The 19278-nt window shown below is 54.3% G+C and carries 17 protein-coding genes; 14 read left to right on the top strand and 3 right to left on the bottom strand.

Annotated elements, in window-relative coordinates; translation table 11 throughout:
* The first annotated feature begins 40 nt into the window (after positions 1-40).
* From ACMTNU_RS03125 to ACMTNU_RS03110, 4 genes are read left to right on the top strand one after another with little or no spacing between them, the layout of a single operon-like run.
* Entirely contained in the window at positions 41-1123 is a 1083-nt protein-coding gene (locus tag ACMTNU_RS03125; RefSeq protein WP_413933733.1) for a pyridoxal-phosphate-dependent aminotransferase family protein, read from the top strand.
* A complete protein-coding gene (locus ACMTNU_RS03120; protein WP_413933732.1) occupies positions 1120-1839 on the top strand; it encodes an NTP transferase domain-containing protein in 720 nt (239 codons plus the stop codon). The genes ACMTNU_RS03125 and ACMTNU_RS03120 overlap by 4 nt, the downstream gene beginning before the upstream one ends.
* A gap of 50 nt (positions 1840-1889) precedes the next feature.
* Positions 1890-3326 carry a CDP-alcohol phosphatidyltransferase family protein gene (locus tag ACMTNU_RS03115; protein ID WP_413933731.1) on the top strand — a complete coding sequence of 479 codons (1437 nt, stop codon included), beginning with the start codon at positions 1890-1892 and terminating at the stop codon, positions 3324-3326.
* Positions 3327-3351: 25 nt separating this feature from the next.
* On the top strand, positions 3352-4359 hold the full coding sequence (locus tag ACMTNU_RS03110; protein WP_413933730.1) for a lysylphosphatidylglycerol synthase transmembrane domain-containing protein: 1008 nt from the start codon (positions 3352-3354) through the stop codon (positions 4357-4359).
* Here the strand turns inward: ACMTNU_RS03110 and ACMTNU_RS03105 are convergent.
* Both ACMTNU_RS03105 and ACMTNU_RS03100 read right to left on the bottom strand, forming a co-directional pair.
* On the bottom strand, positions 4335-4706 hold the full coding sequence (locus tag ACMTNU_RS03105) for a PilZ domain-containing protein (RefSeq protein WP_413933729.1): 372 nt from the start codon (positions 4704-4706) through the stop codon (positions 4335-4337). The genes ACMTNU_RS03110 and ACMTNU_RS03105 overlap by 25 nt on opposite strands.
* A 114-nt stretch (positions 4707-4820) precedes the next feature.
* The gene (locus ACMTNU_RS03100) at positions 4821-5219 is read right to left on the bottom strand and encodes a flagellar brake protein (RefSeq protein ID WP_413933728.1); all 399 of its coding nucleotides are present in this window, start codon (positions 5217-5219) and stop codon (positions 4821-4823) included.
* Between the two features lie 482 nt (positions 5220-5701).
* Between ACMTNU_RS03100 and ACMTNU_RS03095 the strand changes: the two genes are divergently transcribed.
* The 3 genes from ACMTNU_RS03095 to ACMTNU_RS03085 all read left to right on the top strand — a co-directional run bounded on the left by ACMTNU_RS03095 (position 5702) and on the right by ACMTNU_RS03085 (position 9392).
* A complete protein-coding gene (locus ACMTNU_RS03095) occupies positions 5702-7714 on the top strand; it encodes a carbon starvation protein A (protein ID WP_413933727.1) in 2013 nt (670 codons plus the stop codon).
* A 144-nt stretch (positions 7715-7858) separates the two neighbouring features.
* The gene (locus ACMTNU_RS03090; protein WP_413933726.1) at positions 7859-8356 is read left to right on the top strand and encodes a YajQ family cyclic di-GMP-binding protein; all 498 of its coding nucleotides are present in this window, start codon (positions 7859-7861) and stop codon (positions 8354-8356) included.
* Positions 8357-8381: 25 nt separating this feature from the next.
* Entirely contained in the window at positions 8382-9392 is a 1011-nt protein-coding gene (locus ACMTNU_RS03085) for a WD40/YVTN/BNR-like repeat-containing protein (RefSeq protein ID WP_413933725.1), read from the top strand.
* An 11-nt stretch (positions 9393-9403) separates the two neighbouring features.
* On the opposite strand, the gene ACMTNU_RS03080 is transcribed toward ACMTNU_RS03085, so the two are convergent.
* Entirely contained in the window at positions 9404-10507 is a 1104-nt protein-coding gene (locus ACMTNU_RS03080; protein ID WP_413933724.1) for a hypothetical protein, read from the bottom strand.
* 267 nt (positions 10508-10774) lie between these two features.
* On the opposite strand from ACMTNU_RS03080, the gene rsmH reads away from it, so the two are divergent.
* Genes rsmH through murD form a run of 7 tightly spaced genes read left to right on the top strand, consistent with a single transcriptional unit; the run spans position 10775 to position 19269 of the window.
* A complete protein-coding gene (rsmH, locus tag ACMTNU_RS03075; RefSeq protein ID WP_413933905.1) occupies positions 10775-11695 on the top strand; it encodes a 16S rRNA (cytosine(1402)-N(4))-methyltransferase RsmH in 921 nt (306 codons plus the stop codon).
* Positions 11692-12033 carry a cell division protein FtsL gene (gene ftsL, locus ACMTNU_RS03070; RefSeq protein ID WP_413933723.1) on the top strand — a complete coding sequence of 114 codons (342 nt, stop codon included), beginning with the start codon at positions 11692-11694 and terminating at the stop codon, positions 12031-12033. The genes rsmH and ftsL overlap by 4 nt, the downstream gene beginning before the upstream one ends.
* A complete protein-coding gene (locus ACMTNU_RS03065; protein WP_413933722.1) occupies positions 12033-13742 on the top strand; it encodes a peptidoglycan D,D-transpeptidase FtsI family protein in 1710 nt (569 codons plus the stop codon). Before ftsL ends, ACMTNU_RS03065 begins: the two co-directional genes overlap by 1 nt.
* A gap of 27 nt (positions 13743-13769) precedes the next feature.
* Positions 13770-15272, top strand: a complete 1503-nt coding sequence (locus ACMTNU_RS03060) for a UDP-N-acetylmuramoyl-L-alanyl-D-glutamate--2,6-diaminopimelate ligase (RefSeq protein WP_413933721.1) — start codon at positions 13770-13772, stop codon at positions 15270-15272.
* 41 nt (positions 15273-15313) lie between these two features.
* Positions 15314-16762 (top strand): UDP-N-acetylmuramoyl-tripeptide--D-alanyl-D-alanine ligase, encoded by a 1449-nt coding sequence (locus tag ACMTNU_RS03055; protein ID WP_413933720.1) that lies wholly within the window; start codon positions 15314-15316, stop codon positions 16760-16762.
* Between the two features lie 14 nt (positions 16763-16776).
* Positions 16777-17853, top strand: coding sequence for a phospho-N-acetylmuramoyl-pentapeptide-transferase (gene mraY / locus ACMTNU_RS03050; RefSeq protein WP_413933719.1), 1077 nt, complete (start codon positions 16777-16779; stop codon positions 17851-17853).
* A gap of 6 nt (positions 17854-17859) precedes the next feature.
* On the top strand, positions 17860-19269 hold the full coding sequence (gene murD, locus ACMTNU_RS03045; RefSeq protein ID WP_413933718.1) for a UDP-N-acetylmuramoyl-L-alanine--D-glutamate ligase: 1410 nt from the start codon (positions 17860-17862) through the stop codon (positions 19267-19269).
* Positions 19270-19278: the final 9 nt, after the last annotated feature.

Genomic DNA, 19278 nt, shown 5'->3' with positions numbered 1-19278 from the left:
ACGTGTGGGATTGTCTGTTTGTAGCCCGAAGGAGAAAAAGATGGTTCTCCTGAATCCAGGTCCGGTCAATGTTTCGGAGCGTGTCCGTCAAGCGCTCGTGAAACCCGACATCTGTCACCGGGAAGAAGAGTTCTCTGAGCTGCTTCATCGTATCCAAACCAAACTACGTTCGGCCTTTGTTCCAGGAGCTGAATCGGAATACGTTGCCGTCCTTATGACGGGGTCAGGGACTGCTGCTGTTGAGGCCGCGTTGATGTCGTCGCTTCCTCATGGCAAACGCATGCTCATCCTCAACAACGGGGTCTATGGCGAGCGGATGTCCCAGATCATCGGGCTCCATCGCTTAGGAGTCAGTGAGTTGAAGTATGAGTGGACGGTTCGTCCTGATCCTGAACGGCTGCTGCTTGCTCTTCGTCAGCATCCAGAAGTGCATGTCGTCGGAATGGTGCACCATGAGACGACGACCGGACTCCTTAATCCCGTCCACGAGGTCGCCGAAATTGTCGACAATCAGAATCGCGTGTTCGTACTGGATGCCGTCAGCGCCTTGGCTGGAGAGACGCTCGATATCGCCAAGTCGCACATCTACATGGTGGTAGGCACGGCAGGAAAATGCATCCAGGGATTCCCGGGTGTGTCCTTCGTGCTTGTCCGGAAGGGGTTCGTCGAAAAAATGCGCAAGTACCCAAAACGTTCGTGGTATCTCCATCTAACCCATTACATCGACAACGAAGGGCGGGGAATGATTCCGTTCACACCGGCCGTGCAGGTCTACTACGCATTCGACGAGGCGTTGAATGAGCTGCTCGAAGAAGGCGTATCGAATCGTATCCAACGCTACAAGAAGATGGCAACGGTGATCCGTGAGGGAATGGCCAAGCTCGGGGTGAAGCCTCTTCTTCCGGTTGAGCGACAATCGAATACCATTACGGCGTACCACCTGCCGGAAGGCCTGTCATACCACGTCTTGCATGATCGTCTGAAACAGCAGGGCTACGTGATTTATGCCGGGCAAGGCAACTTGGAGAACAAAATTTTCCGTGTTGCCAATATGGGAGCGCTGACGGAAGAACAGTTCGGCGGATTTCTCAACGCATTTGAACAGGCGTGTCGTCAGAAATGAAGGCGATCATTCTTGCGGCGGGAGTCGGCAAACGGCTCTGGGAGGTGACGCAACATCGCCCCAAGTGCTTGATTGAGCTCGGGGGGCGATCCCTCTTGCACCGCTATTTAGAGTCACTGGCTGCGATTGGGGTTCGGCGAGCGGACATCGTGGTCGGATATAAGCAGGAGATGATTCGTGAGGCTGTGGCGGCCGATTCCTGTGGAGTCGGTGTCACATTCTTGGTCAATGAGGAGTTTCATCGGGGCAGTATTTCCTCTTTGTGGATCGCACGGTCTGCGCTCGATGACGACACCATTGTCATGGATGCCGATGTGCTGTTCCACAGAGACATTTTGCGGCGCCTTGTTTCGTCGGCCTGTGAGAATGCGTTGCTGATGGATGAGACCGTCACCCAAACCGGTGAAGAGTGCATGGTGGTTGTGGCCGGGGGGAGGGTGATCGCCCTTACGAAGAAGATGCCGGACCGCTTTGATTATGCCGGTGAAGGAGTGGGGTTTCTCCGTGTGAAGTATGCCGACACACCTCGGCTCGTTTCGTCCCTCCGTGGATACATTGAGAAAAATATGTGGCAGATGGAGTACGAGGACGCGTTGTTGGAATATTTCCGCGATGTACGGGTGGGGCATGAGAAGATCGGAGGATTGCCCTGGACCGAGATCGATTTTATCAATGATATAAAAAAAGCTGAGTTGGAAGTTTTGCCAAGATTGTGAGAAAGTGATGGGTGCGAGCGACGATAGCTGGAAATTGGTGCCCTGGAACCATGAGTAAAGGCATTCTTCAGAAGCGAGTCGAGATCCAAGGATTGGCGACGGCGATTCTGCTTCCGTCAGTTGGAGTATTTGGCGGGCCAATCGGATCGGAAGTTGGTGAACTAGGACCCCTCACTAGTGTTGTGGGGATCGGCCTGTTTCAACGAACCGTGCTTGCATTGCAGCGGGCCGGGATTCGCCAATTGATTGTCCTCTCCGGTCCCGATGAGGAGCAGCTCAAGCGTTCCCTGGCGAAGGGGCCACGGGTCACCATTCCTGTCCGGTGGATGCCAATGCGAGAATTTCCCATTGATGATCCTCGGACATGGGAAGCCTTGGCAGCTGAAGTCCGTGGATTTGCGCTTATCGCGACCGTCAATGGCGTGTTTTCACACGGGTTAATTGAGCAATTACGCCAGGATGTACGGGATGGTCATGCCATCGTGGTGGCCCAGCCGAGACCGCAGGCGGACGAGCTGCCGACGAATTCCGGTATGCGCGTGAAAATTCAGTTTCCCGTCCCGACGACCATGGCCTCTGTTCGTCCGGACGAGTCAACCCTGTTGATCGCCGAGCTTCTTGTTGTTCCGGCGAGCCTCATGAACGCGGCTAACGTGGGTGCGTATGAAAAAGGCAGCACGCCGATCCGTCAGTGGATCGAGCAGGTTGCAGCGGATGGGCGACTGCATGTGGTGACGGCCGAGGAGAAGCGAGGCACATGGTATCAGCCGGTGCGGACCTCGGAGGATGTGGAGAGAGCTGAAAGGAAGCTGTTCAGCTCCCTCAAGGGAGACTTTGAAGGATTCGTTGATCGATATTTCAATCGGAAGGTCTCTCGTGGATTCACACGTCTGTTCCTCGAGCTCGGCTTGTCTCCCAATTCCATCACGGTCTTAGCGGGGCTTATTGGGCTGGTAGCTGCTGCAGGGTTTGGCTTGGGAACCTACAGTGCCGGCATTTTGGCCGCCCTGTTGTTTCAACTGGCAGCGGTGATTGATTGCTGCGACGGAGAAGTCGCCCGATTGACCTTCACGGAATCGCCATTCGGGGCCTGGCTCGATATTGCTCTGGATAATTTCGTGCATATGGCGATATTCGCGGGGATTGCCCTCGGGCTCTATACGGCACAAATCGGGCAAGAAGATGACTGGGTACCGCTCGCACTGGGTGGGGCAGCCGTGCTGGGCAATGGTCTCTCGTTCCTGCTCGTCGAAAAGGCGCAGAAGATCAAACGTGCCGTCGGATGGAGGACTCCGGCCCATGCGGCCTGGGCCGATGTGATGTTGAAAAACGTCGCCAGTCGTGATTTCTCAGTGTCCTTGATCGGGTTCGCGTTGTTCGATCAGCTCTTTTGGTTTCTTCTGTTTGCGGCGATCGGTTCGCTCCTGTTCGCCGGTGCCATGGTCTGGGTGATCCGTCCGTCTGCAGTCGCGTTACCTCGGCTATAACCACTACGTTCCCCATCCGACTCACGTGTTGCGCTATATCCTACTTGCTGTTGGCCTCATCGTTCTGTGTCTACTTGTCTGGAATATCGGACCCAGCAACATTTATGAGGCGGGGTCGAGGCTCGGGCCTGCCGCGCTGCTTGCTGTGTTGATTCCCTCTGTCATCATGTATGTGATCGAGGCCTATGGGTGGAAGCTGGTGCTGGGACCATCCGCGAACGCCGTGCCGTTCTGGCGCCTACTGACAATCCGAACGGCCGGCGAAGTGGTGAATATGACCACTCCCACGGCCTATTTGGGTGGCGAACCACTCAAGGTGTATCTGTTGAAGCAGCACCATGTTCCGATTACGGAGGGCGCTGCGTCCGTGGTGATTGCCAAGACAACTCTGACGATTGCCGAAGTCTTCTATATCCTTGTCGGGATTGTCATTGGGCTTTTCATTGTGGGTACTGGCGGTTCGGCGGGACAGACCATTACGGCGGCAATTGTCAGTGTAGCGGTGTTGGTTTGTTCGATTGGTGGCTTTGTCTTTGTCCAGCAACGCGGGCTCTTTGCCTCGATGCTGTCGATGGTCAAGAAACTGGGATTGCGGATTCGGGTGCTTGAGACGCAAGAAGAGCACTTGCGCTCCATCGACCAAACGATTCTGAGTTTCTACCGACACCACCGTGAGGCGTTCGCACTTTCAACCGGAGTTTGCCTGTTTGGCTGGTTGGCTGAATCGCTCGAGGTGTTTGTCATTCTCTCTTGCCTCGGTGACACCGCCAGCCCGTGGTTGGTCATCTCGATCGGCGCCTTGGCTGCCCTGATTAAAGGCGGGACCTGTTTTATTCCGGGTAGCCTTGGGGCGCAGGATGCTGGGAATCTCCTCTTATTACAGGCCTTTGGCTACAGCGATGTGACGGGTATTACCTTTGCGCTGTTGCGACGGTTCCGAGAAGTCGTCTGGATCGGTATTGGGTTGGTCTGTCTCGTTTTGGTGGGAAAGCGGCAACTGAGCAAAGATCACCGCGCAGAGAGCCCATCCTGAACAATTGTCTGAAATCGCTCGATCATGCGATCCCACACAAATCCGTGGAGCCGAAAATCTGCGGCACGCTCAACCTTGTGGAATTGAACCCCCATGCGATTCCCTTGGACCCATCGAACTTCTGCTTCCTCTACCGCTAACGACTGAACCTGGTCTGGAAGAATCAATCGCATTCGCAGCGGGGTTCCCTGCTGCAGGGCATCAGTGCATTCAATGGTGCAGCCGAACACCGTGAGGTTCATGACTTTCCCCTCTGCAATCCTGTCAATCGCGGAAAACAGCACGGGGTACTGCACGGTAAGGGGAACGCGATAGTGTTGGCGTGAATAAGTTCGTGTGAATTCCACGGTAAGGCAGTCTAGTCGACCGTATTAGCTAAAGGAAATCCCTCATTGGTGGGGACAAGGCGTGGAGATTCAAAGGAATCTTGAATGCGACAGGCAGATCGCTTGCCCCCCATATTATGCAGAATAGTGCTTGGCGAGATGTTCACGTTGCAGATGGAGAATCGTTCTGACCAAGAATTCACGTTCTGGTGTACTCATTCGGATGAAACGACCATGAAGACGAAAGGTGTGAGGCGGGTTGTGAACGGGATCAACTCGTAAGACTTCCACGTAGACTCTGAAGGGTTCCTGATCGGTCAGTAGCAAGGTGCAGAGGAGAATCTCATTCGTCTGAAAGGCCGTGTTGGTCGTCACCCCGATCCCTCCTGCACTGAGATTGACAGGTGCCTTTGAAAAAGGGCCTTCGGACGTGTCGGTCTCATGTTGAAGGCGAATGGCAAGGGTACTGGTGATACGGTAAAATTCGCGGCGGTCTCTCGGGGAAGATTGCGAGGGGAACGAATCCGATGCCATGGTAAGCGAGAGTATATCCAAAACCGAGGCGCCGATCCATTGATCGGTTGTCGGAGAGAGCGTCGCGTGGAGGCTACGGTTTCAGCTAAACGAGCGATGGGCTGAGCGAGGCGAACGGTGTTTGAAACGACGCAAAGGGGTGTAAGCGAAATGCCTGCTCAGGGGCCTCGATTTCACGCTCAACGGGTATATGTGCCGTGGTATCCGGAAGACCCAGCTCATGGCTTGCGCTCCGTCAGATCGTTAAGACTCGCTCCTCAATACGCTCTCCCTCCCGCGAGATGGATTGCATCGGCAAGTCATTGAAGCAATATCTAAGAGAGGCACACCCGCCATCTCTAAACTCTTTCAGACATTAGTGGATGGGCACAGTTAGAGATGGTTGCGGGTGAGTTATTCTCGATGTCGGTCGCCTCTGTCAAATCCTGTGCAATCGGTGCTCTGGATTTACAAGCGGCTGGCGGGTTGTTAGGATGCCGCGCATGAAAGTGGCCGTGAATCTGCTCTGGGTATTGCTTTCCCTTCTTGGCGCATTGGCTCTGGCCCATGTGGTCGGGGTCATCAATCCCAATGAAAAAGTAAACGGTCTTTGGCTGGTCGTGGCGGCGGCCTGTATCTATGTGCTGGCCTATCGATTCTATGGCCGATGGCTGGCCAGACATGTCGTTGGACTGAACAATCAACATGTGACGCCGGCGGTGCGGTTGAACGATGGTGTCAATTTTCACCCTACCAATAAGGTCGTGCTCTTTGGCCATCACTTCGCCGCGATTGCAGGGGCGGGACCCTTGCTTGGCCCGGTGTTGGCGGCACAATTTGGATTTGTGCCGGGGTTTCTCTGGCTAGTGATTGGGGCCGTGCTTGCCGGGGCGGTACAGGACTTCATCATCCTTGTGGCGTCGATGCGACGCAATGGGCGTTCGCTCCCTGAGATCGCGCATGATGAGCTGGGTTCTGTCACCGGCATAGCAACAGCGGTAGCGGTGCTCTTTATTGTGATGGTGGCGCTGGCTGGGCTGGGTTTTGCGGTGGTCAATGCGCTCTATCACAATGCCTGGGGTACCTTTACGATCGCCATGACGATCCCGATCGGCCTGCTCATGGGTTTCTATCTCCAGAAGTTTCGCCCTAGTGCAGTGGCTGAAGTGTCAATTCTTGGCGTCGTCCTATTGCTTGCTGCGGTGCTGTTTGGTCGAGTCGTCGCACAGTCGCCTTATGCTTGGTTGTTTGAGTTCGACAAGCCGTCGCTGGTCTGGCTCTTGGCTGGCTATGGGTTTCTCGCCTCGGTATTGCCTGGCTGGATGTTGCTGGTGCCGCGTGGCTATCTCTCGACGTTCATGAAACTAGGCGTGGTATTTTTGCTTGGGGTTGGTGTGATCCTCATGGCGCCCACGATCGAGATGCCACGCGTGACGCAGTTTGCCAATGGCGGCGGACCGATCATTCCTGGTACCCTCTTCCCCTTTCTCTTCATCACGATTGCCTGTGGAGCGATCTCGGGCTTTCATTCTCTGGTCTCATCAGGCACCACTCCGAAGATGATCGAGCAGGAGTCGCAGGCGGTGGTGGGTTATGCGGCGATGCTATTAGAAAGTTTTGTAGGCGTGATGGCGTTGATCGCCGCCTCGGTGTTGATTCCAGGCGACTACCTGGCGATCAACACGACATTGGGTGCGGATGCGTTGTCAGCGATGGGTTTTCCTCCGTCGCGAATTGCTGAACTGTCACAAATGGTTGAGGTGGATGTGGCGGGGCGCCCAGGAGGGGCTGTGTCCTTGGCTGTAGGGATGGCGTCGATCTTTTCTGCCTTGCCAGGAATGTCGGGTCTGATGGCCTATTGGTATCAATTCGCGCTGGTATTCGAGGCGCTGTTCATTCTGACGACAATTGATACAGGGACTCGTGTGGGTCGTTACCTCGTTCAAGAGATGGCGGGAAAAGTCTATGCGCCGTTTCGGCGCATCAACTGGATTCCTGGTGTCGTCGTGAGCAGTGGCTTAGTGGTGGGGGCATGGGCCTATCTGATTGGGACGGGAAGTATTTCAACCATTTGGCCGATGTTTGGGGCCGCGAACCAACTACTGGGTATGCTGGCGCTCTGCATCGGGACGACGGTGTTGATCAAGATGTGGAAGTCCTCCTATCTCTGGGTGACGGCGTTGCCGATGCTCTTCGTCGGTGTGATTACGCTGACCGGGTCCTACCAAATGTTCTGGATGTTTCTGAGGAAGGCGGCGGCATTGGCGGCAGGCCAGGCGTTCTCGCTCTATCTTGATGCAGTGCTGGTCGCGGCGGTGGCGGTCTTGGGATTGATTGTCTTGAGTGATAGCCTACGGCAGTGGTATGGCTATGTCGTCTTGAAGAAGCCGTTTACATCGAGCGAGGTCGTGGTGGTGGCTGGTGGAGGGTCGGCGGGACGAATGCAGACGGCGATCTGTCAACATAATGACGAGGGGTGCAGATTTAAGTTGCCGCACGGAATGGGGTGCTGCTAGGGCGCCTTGGTCAATCTCTTGTGCTCGTGCCCCGCGCACACGTGATCAATCAGGTTGTGAAATTATAGGCGGTGCTTGGTGCATGCGCGTAAGGGGGGATCGACCATCCTGCCCCACTTGAGGAAGGAAAAGAAGGAGGAGATCGTGGCTGATCAGTTTTCATTCGATGTTGTATCAGAAGTGAATATGCAGGAGCTGAAGAACGCACTGGACCAGGCGACGAAGGAGATCAAGCAGCGCTTTGACTTTAAGGACTCCAAGACGGAGATCACCTTGAATGAGAAGGAAAAGGAGTTGGTGATGGTGTCCGATGATGAGTACAAGCTCAAGGCAGTACACGAGATCATCAAGGCGAAGTGCGTGAAGCGAGGAGTGTCGTTGAAGGCCTTTGATTACGGTGAAGTTGAGCCGGCGCTCAGCGGGACGGTGCGGCAAGTTGCGAAGATCCAGAGTGGACTGGCCTCGGATAAAGCGAAGGAAATTACTAAAGCGGTGAAAGATTCAAAATTGAAAGTCCAAGCTCAGATTCAAGGCGAACAGGTCCGGGTGCTGGGGAAGAGCAAGGATGACCTCCAATCGGCGATTGCCTTCTTGAAAGGCAGAGACTTCGGAATCGATCTGCAGTTTACAAACTATAGGTGAGCGGTGTGGCGCTTGTGGCAATCTCATGAAGATTCTGCTCGCACTTCTCTTTATTGCAACCTCTCTCGCTGGTTGCAATCGTAGCGATCCCATCGTTCTCATTCAGCTCCATCCGAAGAACCCCGACATCATCTACGTTGCGACTAATGATTATATCTATAAGACCCGCGACGGTGGCCAGGTCTGGACGAATCTCTCGCAAGGGATGAGTCATTCCCGCGTCATCGCCATGGCGATTGACCCGGCGTATCCTGCAACGGTTTACGCTGGGACGAAGGGTGACGCTGTCTACAAGAGCCATGATGGGGGGCAGCGTTGGGCTTCGATGCGTTCAGGGCTTGATGATGCAACCATCAGCTCTGTGGTGAATCAGTTTCTCTTTGATCCTGCCGATGCCCAGCATATCTTTATCGCCACGACGATGGGTGTGTTTGAAACGAAGAACGGTGGCGAACAGTGGACAAAAAAGATGGAGGGGATGAAAGAAGTGCTCATGGTCGTGACGCTTGGGATGGACCCCACGCGTCCGTCGATTCTGTACGCGGGAACGAGCGGTGGCGTATATAAGTCTACTGATCAGGCCGGCCATTGGGAAAAGGTGAACAATGGACTCATTCCGCCAGATATGGTGAAGACGTCAAGAGCCTTGAACGTGACGGCGATACTGGTCGATCCCTATGAGCCTGATGTTGTGTATGCGGCCACGTTGGCTGGAATGTACAAAACGACTGATGGAGCCAAGTCTTGGAAGAGAATAGGGGAATCGCTCACGGATCAAATGATCGTGGGAATGGTGCTGGATCGAACCCGGCGGGGTGTGCTCTATATCACGGGGCGTGATGGAGTCCATCGAAGTGACGATGGAGGGGCGTCGTGGAAATTGATCAATAAGGGATTGGCGACCACCAATGTCAGAACGATTGCGCAGAGCGACATCGATCCTCGAGTGTTCTATGCCGGCACCAACGGGAGTGGCCTCTATCGGAGTCGGGATGCAGGTGAGACGTGGGAGCCCATGTTACCGGTCAGAGGATAGTGGGAGAAACTCTATCGACGCTGGTTGTTTAAATCAGAATCCCCTATTGCGGCTCCGACTCCCCGCCGAGGAACTGAGGAGGATCCTTCGCGATTTTGTGAGCGATCCACCTCGAAGCCTGTGCTGCTCGACATGGTGGAGTCTTGAATATCTGTACCCGGTCGATGAGGGATTTGGCTGTCGTGAATAGTCTCCCCTCGACGAGGGCGAAGTGATTCATTCACATTGCTGTAAGGAGAAACCGAGGCGCCGATGTCTGCACCGAAGTTGGCGTTCAGTCTGGTGTCTTCAATGTCTCCACCGATTCGTGATCGCAAGGTGGTGTCCTGAATAGCCATGCCTGTTGGTGCGGCGGAGGGTGGCTTTTTTGTCTGGAACTCCCTCTTGATCGCTTCCTCCTCCTCCTGAATCTGTAATCGGGCACGCCCGCTGCTTTCATAGTCAACCTCTTTGAGGTTCTCCTGAGCTTTATTCAACATGTCCAGGCGGTCGTTTAGGCGAAGCAGATCCTCACGGGCACGCGCAACGGTTCCCACGATTTCACTGAGCGTGAATTGCCGTGCAAACGTCCCAAGTTTTGGAGCAACTCCAGGCCCACCGCCTAGGCCGCCATTTCCCGTGCCATTCCCTGGACCTGCGGTGGTGGCTCCCTGTCCCTTCCCAAACCCGGACGAATTATAGATGCCTTTTTGCTGGACTGCTTTGAGGATATGGTTTGCTTCATCGATAAGGTCCACGATATCCCCAGGTGCGTCACTGTCCGTGAGGCAGCAGGATACAAACGTCCGATAGCGATCAGAAAACTTCGAAGCAGCATTTTGTAAATCAACGATTTTGATCGGATCACGCTCCGGAAGGTCAAATCCTCGATTCCGTGCGGACTCTTGGAACGATTCCATGGCCTGCTGGTCATAGAGGGGTTTGCAGCCGGAGTTCTTGCCAGTCGTAATCTGCTGGTCGGGTGTCTTGTCGGGACACCAAAAAACCGGCGCCGGTGGATTGAGTGGATTGTCAGGATTAAAGTCTTTTGCCAGGGGTTGCTCCCCGATCAAAAAGACGGCGGCAACTAGGAGGGAAAGACCTGTAAGGAAATAAGTGGGGGTAGTTTTCCACATGACATCATTCTCTAATTCATGGTTGGGGAAGTCAATGAAACTTAAAGAGTTGGACAAGGTGAAGTAGGGAGACTAATTAAAAAAAGCAAATGATCTAGCCACTTAGACCTATAGAACAGAAGAATTAGCCCTCATGACATGTGCCATCCTGCACGTTATCTACAGGTCCAACGAGCTGTAAGTCGTTGAAATGCAGTTGACAACTAGAAATGCGAGAGTATACTTCCCCAAGTAATGGGTAAAAGTGGTGGATAGTGGGTGGAAAAGATTAACTGTGAAATTCCGCACATATCAGTGTTTGGGAATGAGGTCTGTGAGTGGCTCATTCCAAATCGGCCAATCACCATTTTGGATTGTACGGTGGGATACGGTGGACATGCCGAATTGCTCTTGGAGTCTGGTCAACCTGGAACGAAAGTCATAGGGTTGGATCGCGATCTGGACGCGATTGAGTTTAGTCGACAGCGGTTGAGTCGGTTTGGAGATCATGTCGTGTTGCGCCAGGGGAACCATCGAGATTTAAAGCAGCATCTGGCAGATGCGGGAGTTTCCACCGTTGGAGGGGTGATTTTTGATTTTGGGGTTTCCTCTCCGCAGATCGACGATGCTGCAAGAGGATTTAGTTTTCAGCAGGATGGCCCCCTCGATATGCGTATGGACCAGTCGATCGGTCTCACTGCCACCGAGGTGGTGAACGCCAGCTCCGAATCCGTGCTTGCGGATATTATCTACCAGTTTGGAGAGGAGCGGTATGCGCGGCGGATTGCTCGGGCCATTGTGCAGGAACGACAGCGTTGTCGGATTGAGACGACAGGGGCGTTGGCTGCAATCGTCGTGCGTTCGGTGCCGGCGTCGTATCGACACGGCCGGATTCATTGCGCGACGCGCACATTTCAGGCGATTCGCATTGCCGTGAACCAAGAGCTTGATAGCATTGAGCCGTCACTTCGAGATGCGACCGACGTTCTGTCGGAGGGGGGGAGGATCTGCGCGATTTCTTTTCATTCTCTTGAAGACCGTATGGTCAAGCACACGTTCCGGTCACTCGCACAGGGACATCACGCACAACTCTCCCTGTGCACGAAGAAGCCACTCATTCCGTCCAGGGAAGAGTGTGAGCGGAATCCACGATCACGAAGTGCCAAATTGCGAGTTGCTGAACGTCAACCGAAGCAGGAGCTGTCATGAAAATCTTGGCTGTTCTTCTTGGGCTGTGTCTGGTGTTCGTGTTCGTGTGGGAACGCGTCGATATGGTTCGGGTTGGGTATCAGATCGAACGGCTGAAGCGCGATAAAACTACGCTGGAGCGACAACGTGATGAATTAAAGGTGCAGTTTTCCACCTTGAGTGCGTCCGGTCGGATCGCACGGGTGGCGACCAAAGAGCTTGGAATGAGTCTGCCGCAGCAGGGACAGGTCATATTGGTTCAGTTCAGGCCGGGCAGTATGCAGCCGGTGGCGGTCGCTGATGTGTCGCCGGTAGAAGTTCGAGTCGCGAAGAATGATCTTCTGGCTAGGAGGTACTAGTGGCGGGTTTTGTTCCTAGCGGTCGTCACTATATCTTGCTGTTGCTGCTACTGAGTGGATTTGGGGTGGTTCTGTTCCGCCTGGTGACGTTGCAGGTCTGGCAAGCTGCTGAACTGTCGGTCAAGGCGGATCGACAACATCGAAAGACGGTATCTCTGGAGGGAGCGCGCGGTACGATTGTCGATAGGCACGGTAAGGTCTTGGCGATGAATGTTGAAGTGCCGTCCGCGTTTGGGGTTCCGACTACATTGGACAGTCCGACGAAAACTGCTCGGGTGCTTGCTCCTGTCTTGCAAGTTCGGAGCGATGAGTTGGAGCGCAAGCTTCGACAGGCGCGGAGTTTTGTGTGGTTGGCTCGAAAGTTAGATCCTGAGCAAGGGCGACGTTTGGAGCGGCTATCCCTCGATGGGGTCGGGGTTGTAATGGAGGGACGCCGGTTCTACCCCAAGGGGCCATTTCTGTCGCATGTGCTGGGTTTTGCTGGCATGGATGGGGAGGGGCTGGAAGGCGTTGAGCATCGGTATGAATCATACTTGCGCGGTGAAAAGCGAATGATGGTTCTCCAACGTGACGCGTTGGGGCGTTCGGTGTTTCCAACCGATCTGACGGAACGCAATCCCACGCCGGGGCATAATCTCGCGCTCACGATCGATGAGGTTATTCAGTACATTACGGAGAGAGAGCTTGAGGATGCCGTAATGCGCGCTCAGGCAAAGTCAGGTACGATGATTGTTTTAGACCCCCAGACCGGGGCTGTGTTGGCCATGGCGGTGAGCCCCCGATTTGATCCAAATGTCGTTTCTAATCTGAGCCCTGATCGATGGCGAAACAAGGCTCTCGCAGATGCGTACGAGCCGGGGTCAACACTGAAGGCTGTGGTGGCGGCTGCGGCCATTGAAGAGCATGTGGTGAAGCCGAACACGATGGTTTTTGGAGAGCATGGTCGTATGACTATCGCCAACACGGTCATTCATGATCATGAAAAACTGGGCTGGGTCTCCTTTTCACAGGTCATACAGAAGTCCAGCAATATTGGTGCGGCGAAGACCGGCATGGCCTTGGGAGAGCAGCGGCTTTATCGGTATCTTCAGACGTTCGGGTTTGGGCAAAAGACTGAGATCGATCTTCCCGGGGAAGGCGCAGGGCTGGTCAAGCGTCCGAAGGACTGGGGGCGGCGTTCTGTTGCCTCGATTTCAATGGGACAGGAAATAGGCGTTACGCCACTTCAGATGGTCTCTGCAATAGCAGCTTTGGCAAACGAAGGGGTACTGATGAAGCCCTACGTGGTTTCTGAGATTCGAGGTCCCGAGGGGCATCTTCTTAAACGAGTATCTCCTCAGGTGAGACGACGAGTGGTGTCGCTAGAAACCGCCCATACGGTCACAAAGATTTTAGAGGGAGTCGTCACAGATGGAACAGGGGGAAAGGCGGCCATCCCGGGATTTCGCGTGGCCGGGAAGACGGGCACAGCCCAAAAGATTGACCCTCGAACGGGTAGCTACTCGGTTTCTCGGTTTGTGACATCGTTCGCAGGGTATGTCCCTGCGGACAATCCGCGGCTGGCGATGATCGTGGTGATCGATGAACCTCAGGGCGATGCGTGGGGCGGGACGGTGGCCGCTCCTGTCTTTAGCCGCGTCGGTGAGCAGGTGCTGAACTACTTAGGCGTGGGATCGCACGAGCCAGTTACGCTGGCCATGGCACGGTAGTAAACCTGATTATACTAGGAAACCTCGATGACCTTTGCCACCATGCTCCAAGCACTTGAGGGGCGCGTGCCAATTCTTGAACGTCGAGGCGATCTCGGTATGGCTGTGAAGGAGATCACGGACGACTCCCGTACGGTTTCAAATGGGAGTTTGTTTGTGGCGGTGAAAGGTGAGCGGGTGGATGGGCATCAATTTGTGCCGATGGCGCTGAGCAGAGGTGCCGGGGGTGTGGTTGCACAACACTCAATGGAGACAGGAACGATCCCTTTTGTCTGCGTTGAGGACTCGCGAAGGGCGTTGGGCTTTCTGGGGAGCCGGTTCTATGGAGATCCATCGTCGCGGTTGCGGATGGTTGGCGTGACGGGAACGAACGGGAAGACCACGACAACATATGTCTGCAAAGCATTCTTGGAAGCGATCAGTGCTCGGGTGGGGGTGATCGGTACGGTTGCCTATCAAATTGGGGACACCGTTACTCCTGCGGCACATACGACTCCGGGAGCGCTTGAGCTCCAGAGGTTGCTCGCACGTATGGTGACTTACGGATGCACGGCGGCTGTGATGGAAGTTTCCTCACATGCCTTGGCTCAGGATCGTACGAGTGGGTGTGAATATGATGTAGCGGTTTTTTCCAATCTGACACAGGACCATCTCGATTTTCACGGGACGATGGAAGCCTACTTTCAGGCAAAGTTGGGACTGTTTACCGGACTGGCTAATGGCCATAAAGCGAATAAACGGGCGATCGTCAATATTGATGATTCCTATGGCCCACGTATCGTTGAGAGTTGTTCCGTGCCAGTGTGGACCTATGCCCTCAAGGCCAAAGCGGACCTACGTGCGGAAGATGTACGGCTTTCCCTTCAAGGGACGGAGTTTACCGCAGTGACTCCATTGGGGAATTTTCGAATCGAGAGTCACCTTGTGGGCGAACACAACGTTTACAATCTGCTGGCGGCCATTGGGGTTGCCCTTCATGAAGGGGCAACGCCTGATCAAATTCATCACGCCGTCACTCGAGTCACGAATGTGCCTGGACGGTTCGAGCGAGTGATGATGGGCCAACCGTTCACGGTTGTGGTCGATTATGCTCACACTGAGGATGCATTGAATCGACTGCTGCTGGCGGCCGAAGTCGTGAAGGCAGGACGAATCATCACGGTATTTGGCTGTGGCGGGGATCGTGATCGGGGGAAGCGGCCAAAGATGGGGGAAGCAGCTGTGCGTTCCAGTGATGTCGTGATTCTTACCTCGGACAATCCAAGAACGGAAGATCCGTACGCGATTCTAGAGCAAGTGGAGCAAGGGGTGGTAAAGGCCTTGCAACAACGGCCTCACGTGCAGTATCGCAAGATCGCTGATCGGCGGGAAGCAATTGAGACGGCCGTACGAGAAGCGCAAGCAGCGGATATCGTCCTGATTGCCGGAAAGGGACATGAGGATTATCAGATCATCGGCACAACGAAGCATCACTTCGACGATCGCGAAGTGGCGCGCGATGCGATTGAAAGACTCAAATTTCACGCTTAACACAGGCCAGAAGAAATTGGTCGCTGCGGGGAAGTGCAGCCATGACACTCTTTTCCGGCGAAGAGGTGCGGGAGGTGATCGGAGGGCGAGTCTTACGCGGAGACGGAGCCGACTGGGGAAAACAACGTGTCCGGCGTATCTGTCTTGATACTCGATCCCTTCGTCTAGGAGATCTCTTCGTCGCGATACGAGGCGAGCGATTCGACGGACATGATTTTATTAAAACGGCGCTCGCGCGAGGCGCAGTTGGGGCGATCGTGTGCGACTCATATGACGTCTCACTCTGTGTTGGAAACCCTCTCTCCAGGCGAATAGGGCCGGTGATTCTTGGTGTTCCTGACCCACTGTATGCCTACCAGCAGTTGGCCGCGTATGTTCGACGTCGTTTCCACATTCCGGTCGTCGCCGTTACGGGCAGTAACGGCAAGACGACGACCAAGGAAATGGTGGCGAGTGTCATGGCGTATCGTTGGAAGATCCTCAAGACAGAGGGCAATCTCAACAATCGGTTGGGGGTTCCTCAAACGATGTTCCGCCTCAATGCACAGCATCAAGGAGCGGTCATCGAGATGGGAGTGGACAATGTCGGGCAGACGACCAGGTTGTGTGAGATAGCTGACCCGACAATTGGCATCATTACGAACATCGGACCGGATCATCTTGAGTTTTTTGGGTCCATGGACGTTTCTGCTCAAGCGAAAGCGGAGTTGCTTGATTGTCTTCCAAAAAATGGAACCGCAATCCTGAATGCCGATGACTCCTACTATGACTATCTTGCAGCACGAGCCCGATGCCGCGTGGTGTCCTTTGGGCTGTCAGCGAAGGCCGATGTTCGTGCAATGGATGTCACAACGGATAAACGCAATGGAACGATCTTTTATCTCCTGCTTCCAGGACATGTACGTCGTACTGCTGTTCATATCCGGGTCCAAGGAGAACATAATGTCGCTAATGCGCTGGCAGCGGCAGCGGTGGGCACAGTCCTGGGGTTATCAGGATCAGCAATCGCTCAAGGGCTCTCGAAATTTCGACCGGCTGCCATGAGGTCTCAGGTCTCTGTATATCGTGGCGTCAAGCTGATCATTGACTGCTATAACGCCAACCCGGCATCCATGACTGCAGCTGTCCAGCTCTTAGCCCAGGTCAAGGCCAAGGGAAAGAAGATTGCCGTATTGGGGGATATGCTCGAGCTTGGTCCGAATGCCGCTCGGATGCATGAGGACGTTGGTGAATTCGTCGCACGGCACCAGATCGATCAGCTTGTCGCCTGTGGACCCTTGGCGCAACACCTTGCTAAGGGTGCAAGGGCTGCAGGGCAAGATCCATCCTGCATTATGAAAGTCTCGGATGCCCATGGTGCTGCTAACGCGATAAAGGGTATTGCCAAGCCTGGAGATGTGGTGTTGATCAAAGCATCACGCGGTATGAAATTAGAACTTGTGGCAGACGCACTTCAGGGGCACGGGAGTGTGCCAAAGAAAGCTTCGTAGGGCTCACGGACACCATGCTGTATATCTGGCTCTATCCATTTCATACACAATTCTCTTTCCTGAACGTTTTTCGGTACCAGAGCTTTCGTATTATCTATGCGGCGGTCACTGCCTTTCTGATCGCGTTTGTGCTGGCCCCGTGGGTAATCAGAAAGCTTCAAGAAATCAAGTTGGGTCAGCAGGTACGGGATGACGGACCGAAGCGGCATCTTGCCAAAAGCGGAACCCCGACGATGGGCGGCATCCTGATTATCTTTGCGGTGACGATGTCTACGTTGCTGTGGGCGGATATCTCACGCCCTCATATCTGGCTGGTACTCGGCGCGACGCTTGGGTTTTGTGCGATCGGGTTTGTCGACGATTATCTCAAGTTTATCAAGGCTCGATCGAAGGGACTCTCTGCGTCGCAAAAATTTTCCGCCCAGATTGCGGTGGCGCTCATTGTCGCAGTGGTACTCTATTGTTTGCCGGAGTACAACACGAAGCTCAGCGTGCCGTTCTTTAAAAGTTTTACGCCGGACTTGGGCTGGTTTTACGTTGTGTTTGCCATCATTGTCATCGTCGGTAGTTCCAATGCCGTGAATCTTACGGATGGTCTCGATGGGTTGGCCATTGGGCCGATTATGATCACGGCGCTAGCTTACACCGTCGTCGCCTATGTGACCGGGCACCGGTTGATGTCCGAGTATCTGCTGATTCCCCATATCGAAGGAGCCGGAGAGTTGGCTGTTTTTACTGCCGCGATCTTGGGATCTAGTCTCGGCTTTCTGTGGTTCAATACCTATCCCGCCTCAGTATTTATGGGAGACGTCGGGTCTCTCCCGCTTGGGGCGGCACTGGGGACGGTGGCGGTGATCAGTAAGCATGAGTTGCTCCTGCTGATGGTCGGCGGGGTCTTTGTCATCGAGGCCGTGTCGGTGATTTTTCAAGTCGTTTCATTCAAGTCTCGGGGCAAGCGGATCTTTCTCATGGCGCCGATACACCATCACTTTGAGATGAAAGGCTGGGAAGAGCCAAAGGTGGTCGTCCGTCTCTGGATCATCGCGATTTTACTGGCGCTATTAAGTCTGAGCACGCTCAAGTTAAGGTAGTTCTATATGGTGGGAGTAGACACGAAACAGCTTGAAGGGAAGCGGGTGGCTGTCGTCGGCCTAGCACGGAGCGGAGTGGCTGCCGCTCATCTCCTGCAGGCAGCCGGTGCGGTCGTGACCGTTGCCGATCGGAAAGATCGAACAGAATTGCTTGGCGTCGTCAATACCATCGAGAAGTTGGAGATTGAGGTGGTGCTGGGAAGCGGTTATGAAACGGCTCTGACGACGGCAGAGTTGGTGGTTATTAGTCCGGGCGTGCCCTATCGGATGGAAGCGCTGGAGCGCGTCCGTCGTCGAGGCGTGAAGGTGATCAGCGAGCTTGACCTTGCGTCCAGATTCATGCCCGTTCCGATTCTGGCACTGACCGGCACCAATGGGAAAAGCACCACGGTCACGATGATTGGGAAAATGTTACAGGCTAGCGGGAAGCGGGTATTTGTTGGAGGCAATCTTGGAACCGCCTTTAGTGAAGCCGCTATCCAGTCGTTACAAGCGATGCAGGAGAGACGAGCTTGCCCGTACGACGCTGCCGTCGTGGAAGTTTCCAGTTTTCAGCTTGAGACGGTCGAGCAGTTTCATCCCTGGATTGCCGCAATCCTTAATGTGACGGTGGATCATCAGGATCGGTATGAGTCCATCGCAGAGTATATCGCTGCAAAAAATAGAATTTTTGAGAATCAAACATCATCAGATGTTGCTCTCTTTAATATCGATGATCCACGAGTCGGTGCACTACGGCATGGTGTGAAGGCTCGAACGTTCGGATTTACGAGGTGCCCACCATTGCCCCCGGACTTGGCAGGAGGAACCTATCTCGAACATGGTCGCATCATGACGGCCATTGATGGTCAGACACAGGAGATCTGTCCTCGTCGCGAACTCATGATCATTGGTGATCACAATGTCGAGAATGCCATGGCGGCGGCCACTTATGCACTGCTGAGTGGGTGTCCTCTTGACGCAGTGCGTCACGTCTTCCGGGAATTTCCAGGCTTGGAGCATGCCTTGGAGGTGGTTCGTGACCGGCAAGGTGTTCGCTTTATCAACGATTCGAAAGGAACCAATGTCGATGCCACGTTGAAGGCACTGCACAGTATTAATCAGCCAATTTGGCTGATTGCAGGTGGACGCGATAAGGGTGGAGATTTTTCTCGGTTGGCTCCTGCAATCAAGCAGCGAGTCAAACGCCTCCTATTAATCGGAGAAGCTGCGTCGTTAATTGCTGATGCAATGCAAGGTTATCAAGCCATTGATCGACCGAAGAGCCTCCAAGAGGCAGTCGAGCTAGCGGCTTCAAGCGCAAGCGCGGGTGATGTTGTATTGATGTCACCGGCCTGCGCGAGCTTCGATATGTTTGCCGACTATCAAGATCGTGGGAGGCAATTTAAGGGTGCGGTGCAATCCTTGCCGGCCTGACGGCCGACA

This window comes from Nitrospira sp. BLG_1 (genome assembly GCF_047338595.1).
GTDB lineage: Bacteria > Nitrospirota > Nitrospiria > Nitrospirales > Nitrospiraceae > Nitrospira_D.
This window is presented reverse-complemented; position numbering and strand designations above follow the sequence as displayed.

Bases quoted from the DNA above. Each gene is read 5' to 3' on its own strand.
- murD (WP_413933718.1), top strand. From the start codon at position 17,860: ATGGTGGGAGTAGACACGAAACAGCTTGAAGGGAAGCGGGTGGCTGTC.
- ACMTNU_RS03120 (WP_413933732.1), top strand. From the start codon at position 1,120: ATGAAGGCGATCATTCTTGCGGCGGGAGTCGGCAAACGGCTCTGGGAG.
- ACMTNU_RS03125 (WP_413933733.1), top strand. From the start codon at position 41: ATGGTTCTCCTGAATCCAGGTCCGGTCAATGTTTCGGAGCGTGTCCGT.
- ACMTNU_RS03085 (WP_413933725.1), top strand. From the start codon at position 8,382: ATGAAGATTCTGCTCGCACTTCTCTTTATTGCAACCTCTCTCGCTGGT.
- ACMTNU_RS03115 (WP_413933731.1), top strand. From the start codon at position 1,890: ATGAGTAAAGGCATTCTTCAGAAGCGAGTCGAGATCCAAGGATTGGCG.
- ftsL (WP_413933723.1), top strand. From the start codon at position 11,692: ATGAAAATCTTGGCTGTTCTTCTTGGGCTGTGTCTGGTGTTCGTGTTC.
- ACMTNU_RS03095 (WP_413933727.1), top strand. From the start codon at position 5,702: ATGAAAGTGGCCGTGAATCTGCTCTGGGTATTGCTTTCCCTTCTTGGC.
- ACMTNU_RS03080 (WP_413933724.1), bottom strand. From the start codon at position 10,507: ATGTGGAAAACTACCCCCACTTATTTCCTTACAGGTCTTTCCCTCCTA.
- ACMTNU_RS03060 (WP_413933721.1), top strand. From the start codon at position 13,770: ATGACCTTTGCCACCATGCTCCAAGCACTTGAGGGGCGCGTGCCAATT.
- ACMTNU_RS03100 (WP_413933728.1), bottom strand. From the start codon at position 5,219: ATGGCATCGGATTCGTTCCCCTCGCAATCTTCCCCGAGAGACCGCCGC.
- mraY (WP_413933719.1), top strand. From the start codon at position 16,777: ATGCTGTATATCTGGCTCTATCCATTTCATACACAATTCTCTTTCCTG.
- ACMTNU_RS03055 (WP_413933720.1), top strand. From the start codon at position 15,314: ATGACACTCTTTTCCGGCGAAGAGGTGCGGGAGGTGATCGGAGGGCGA.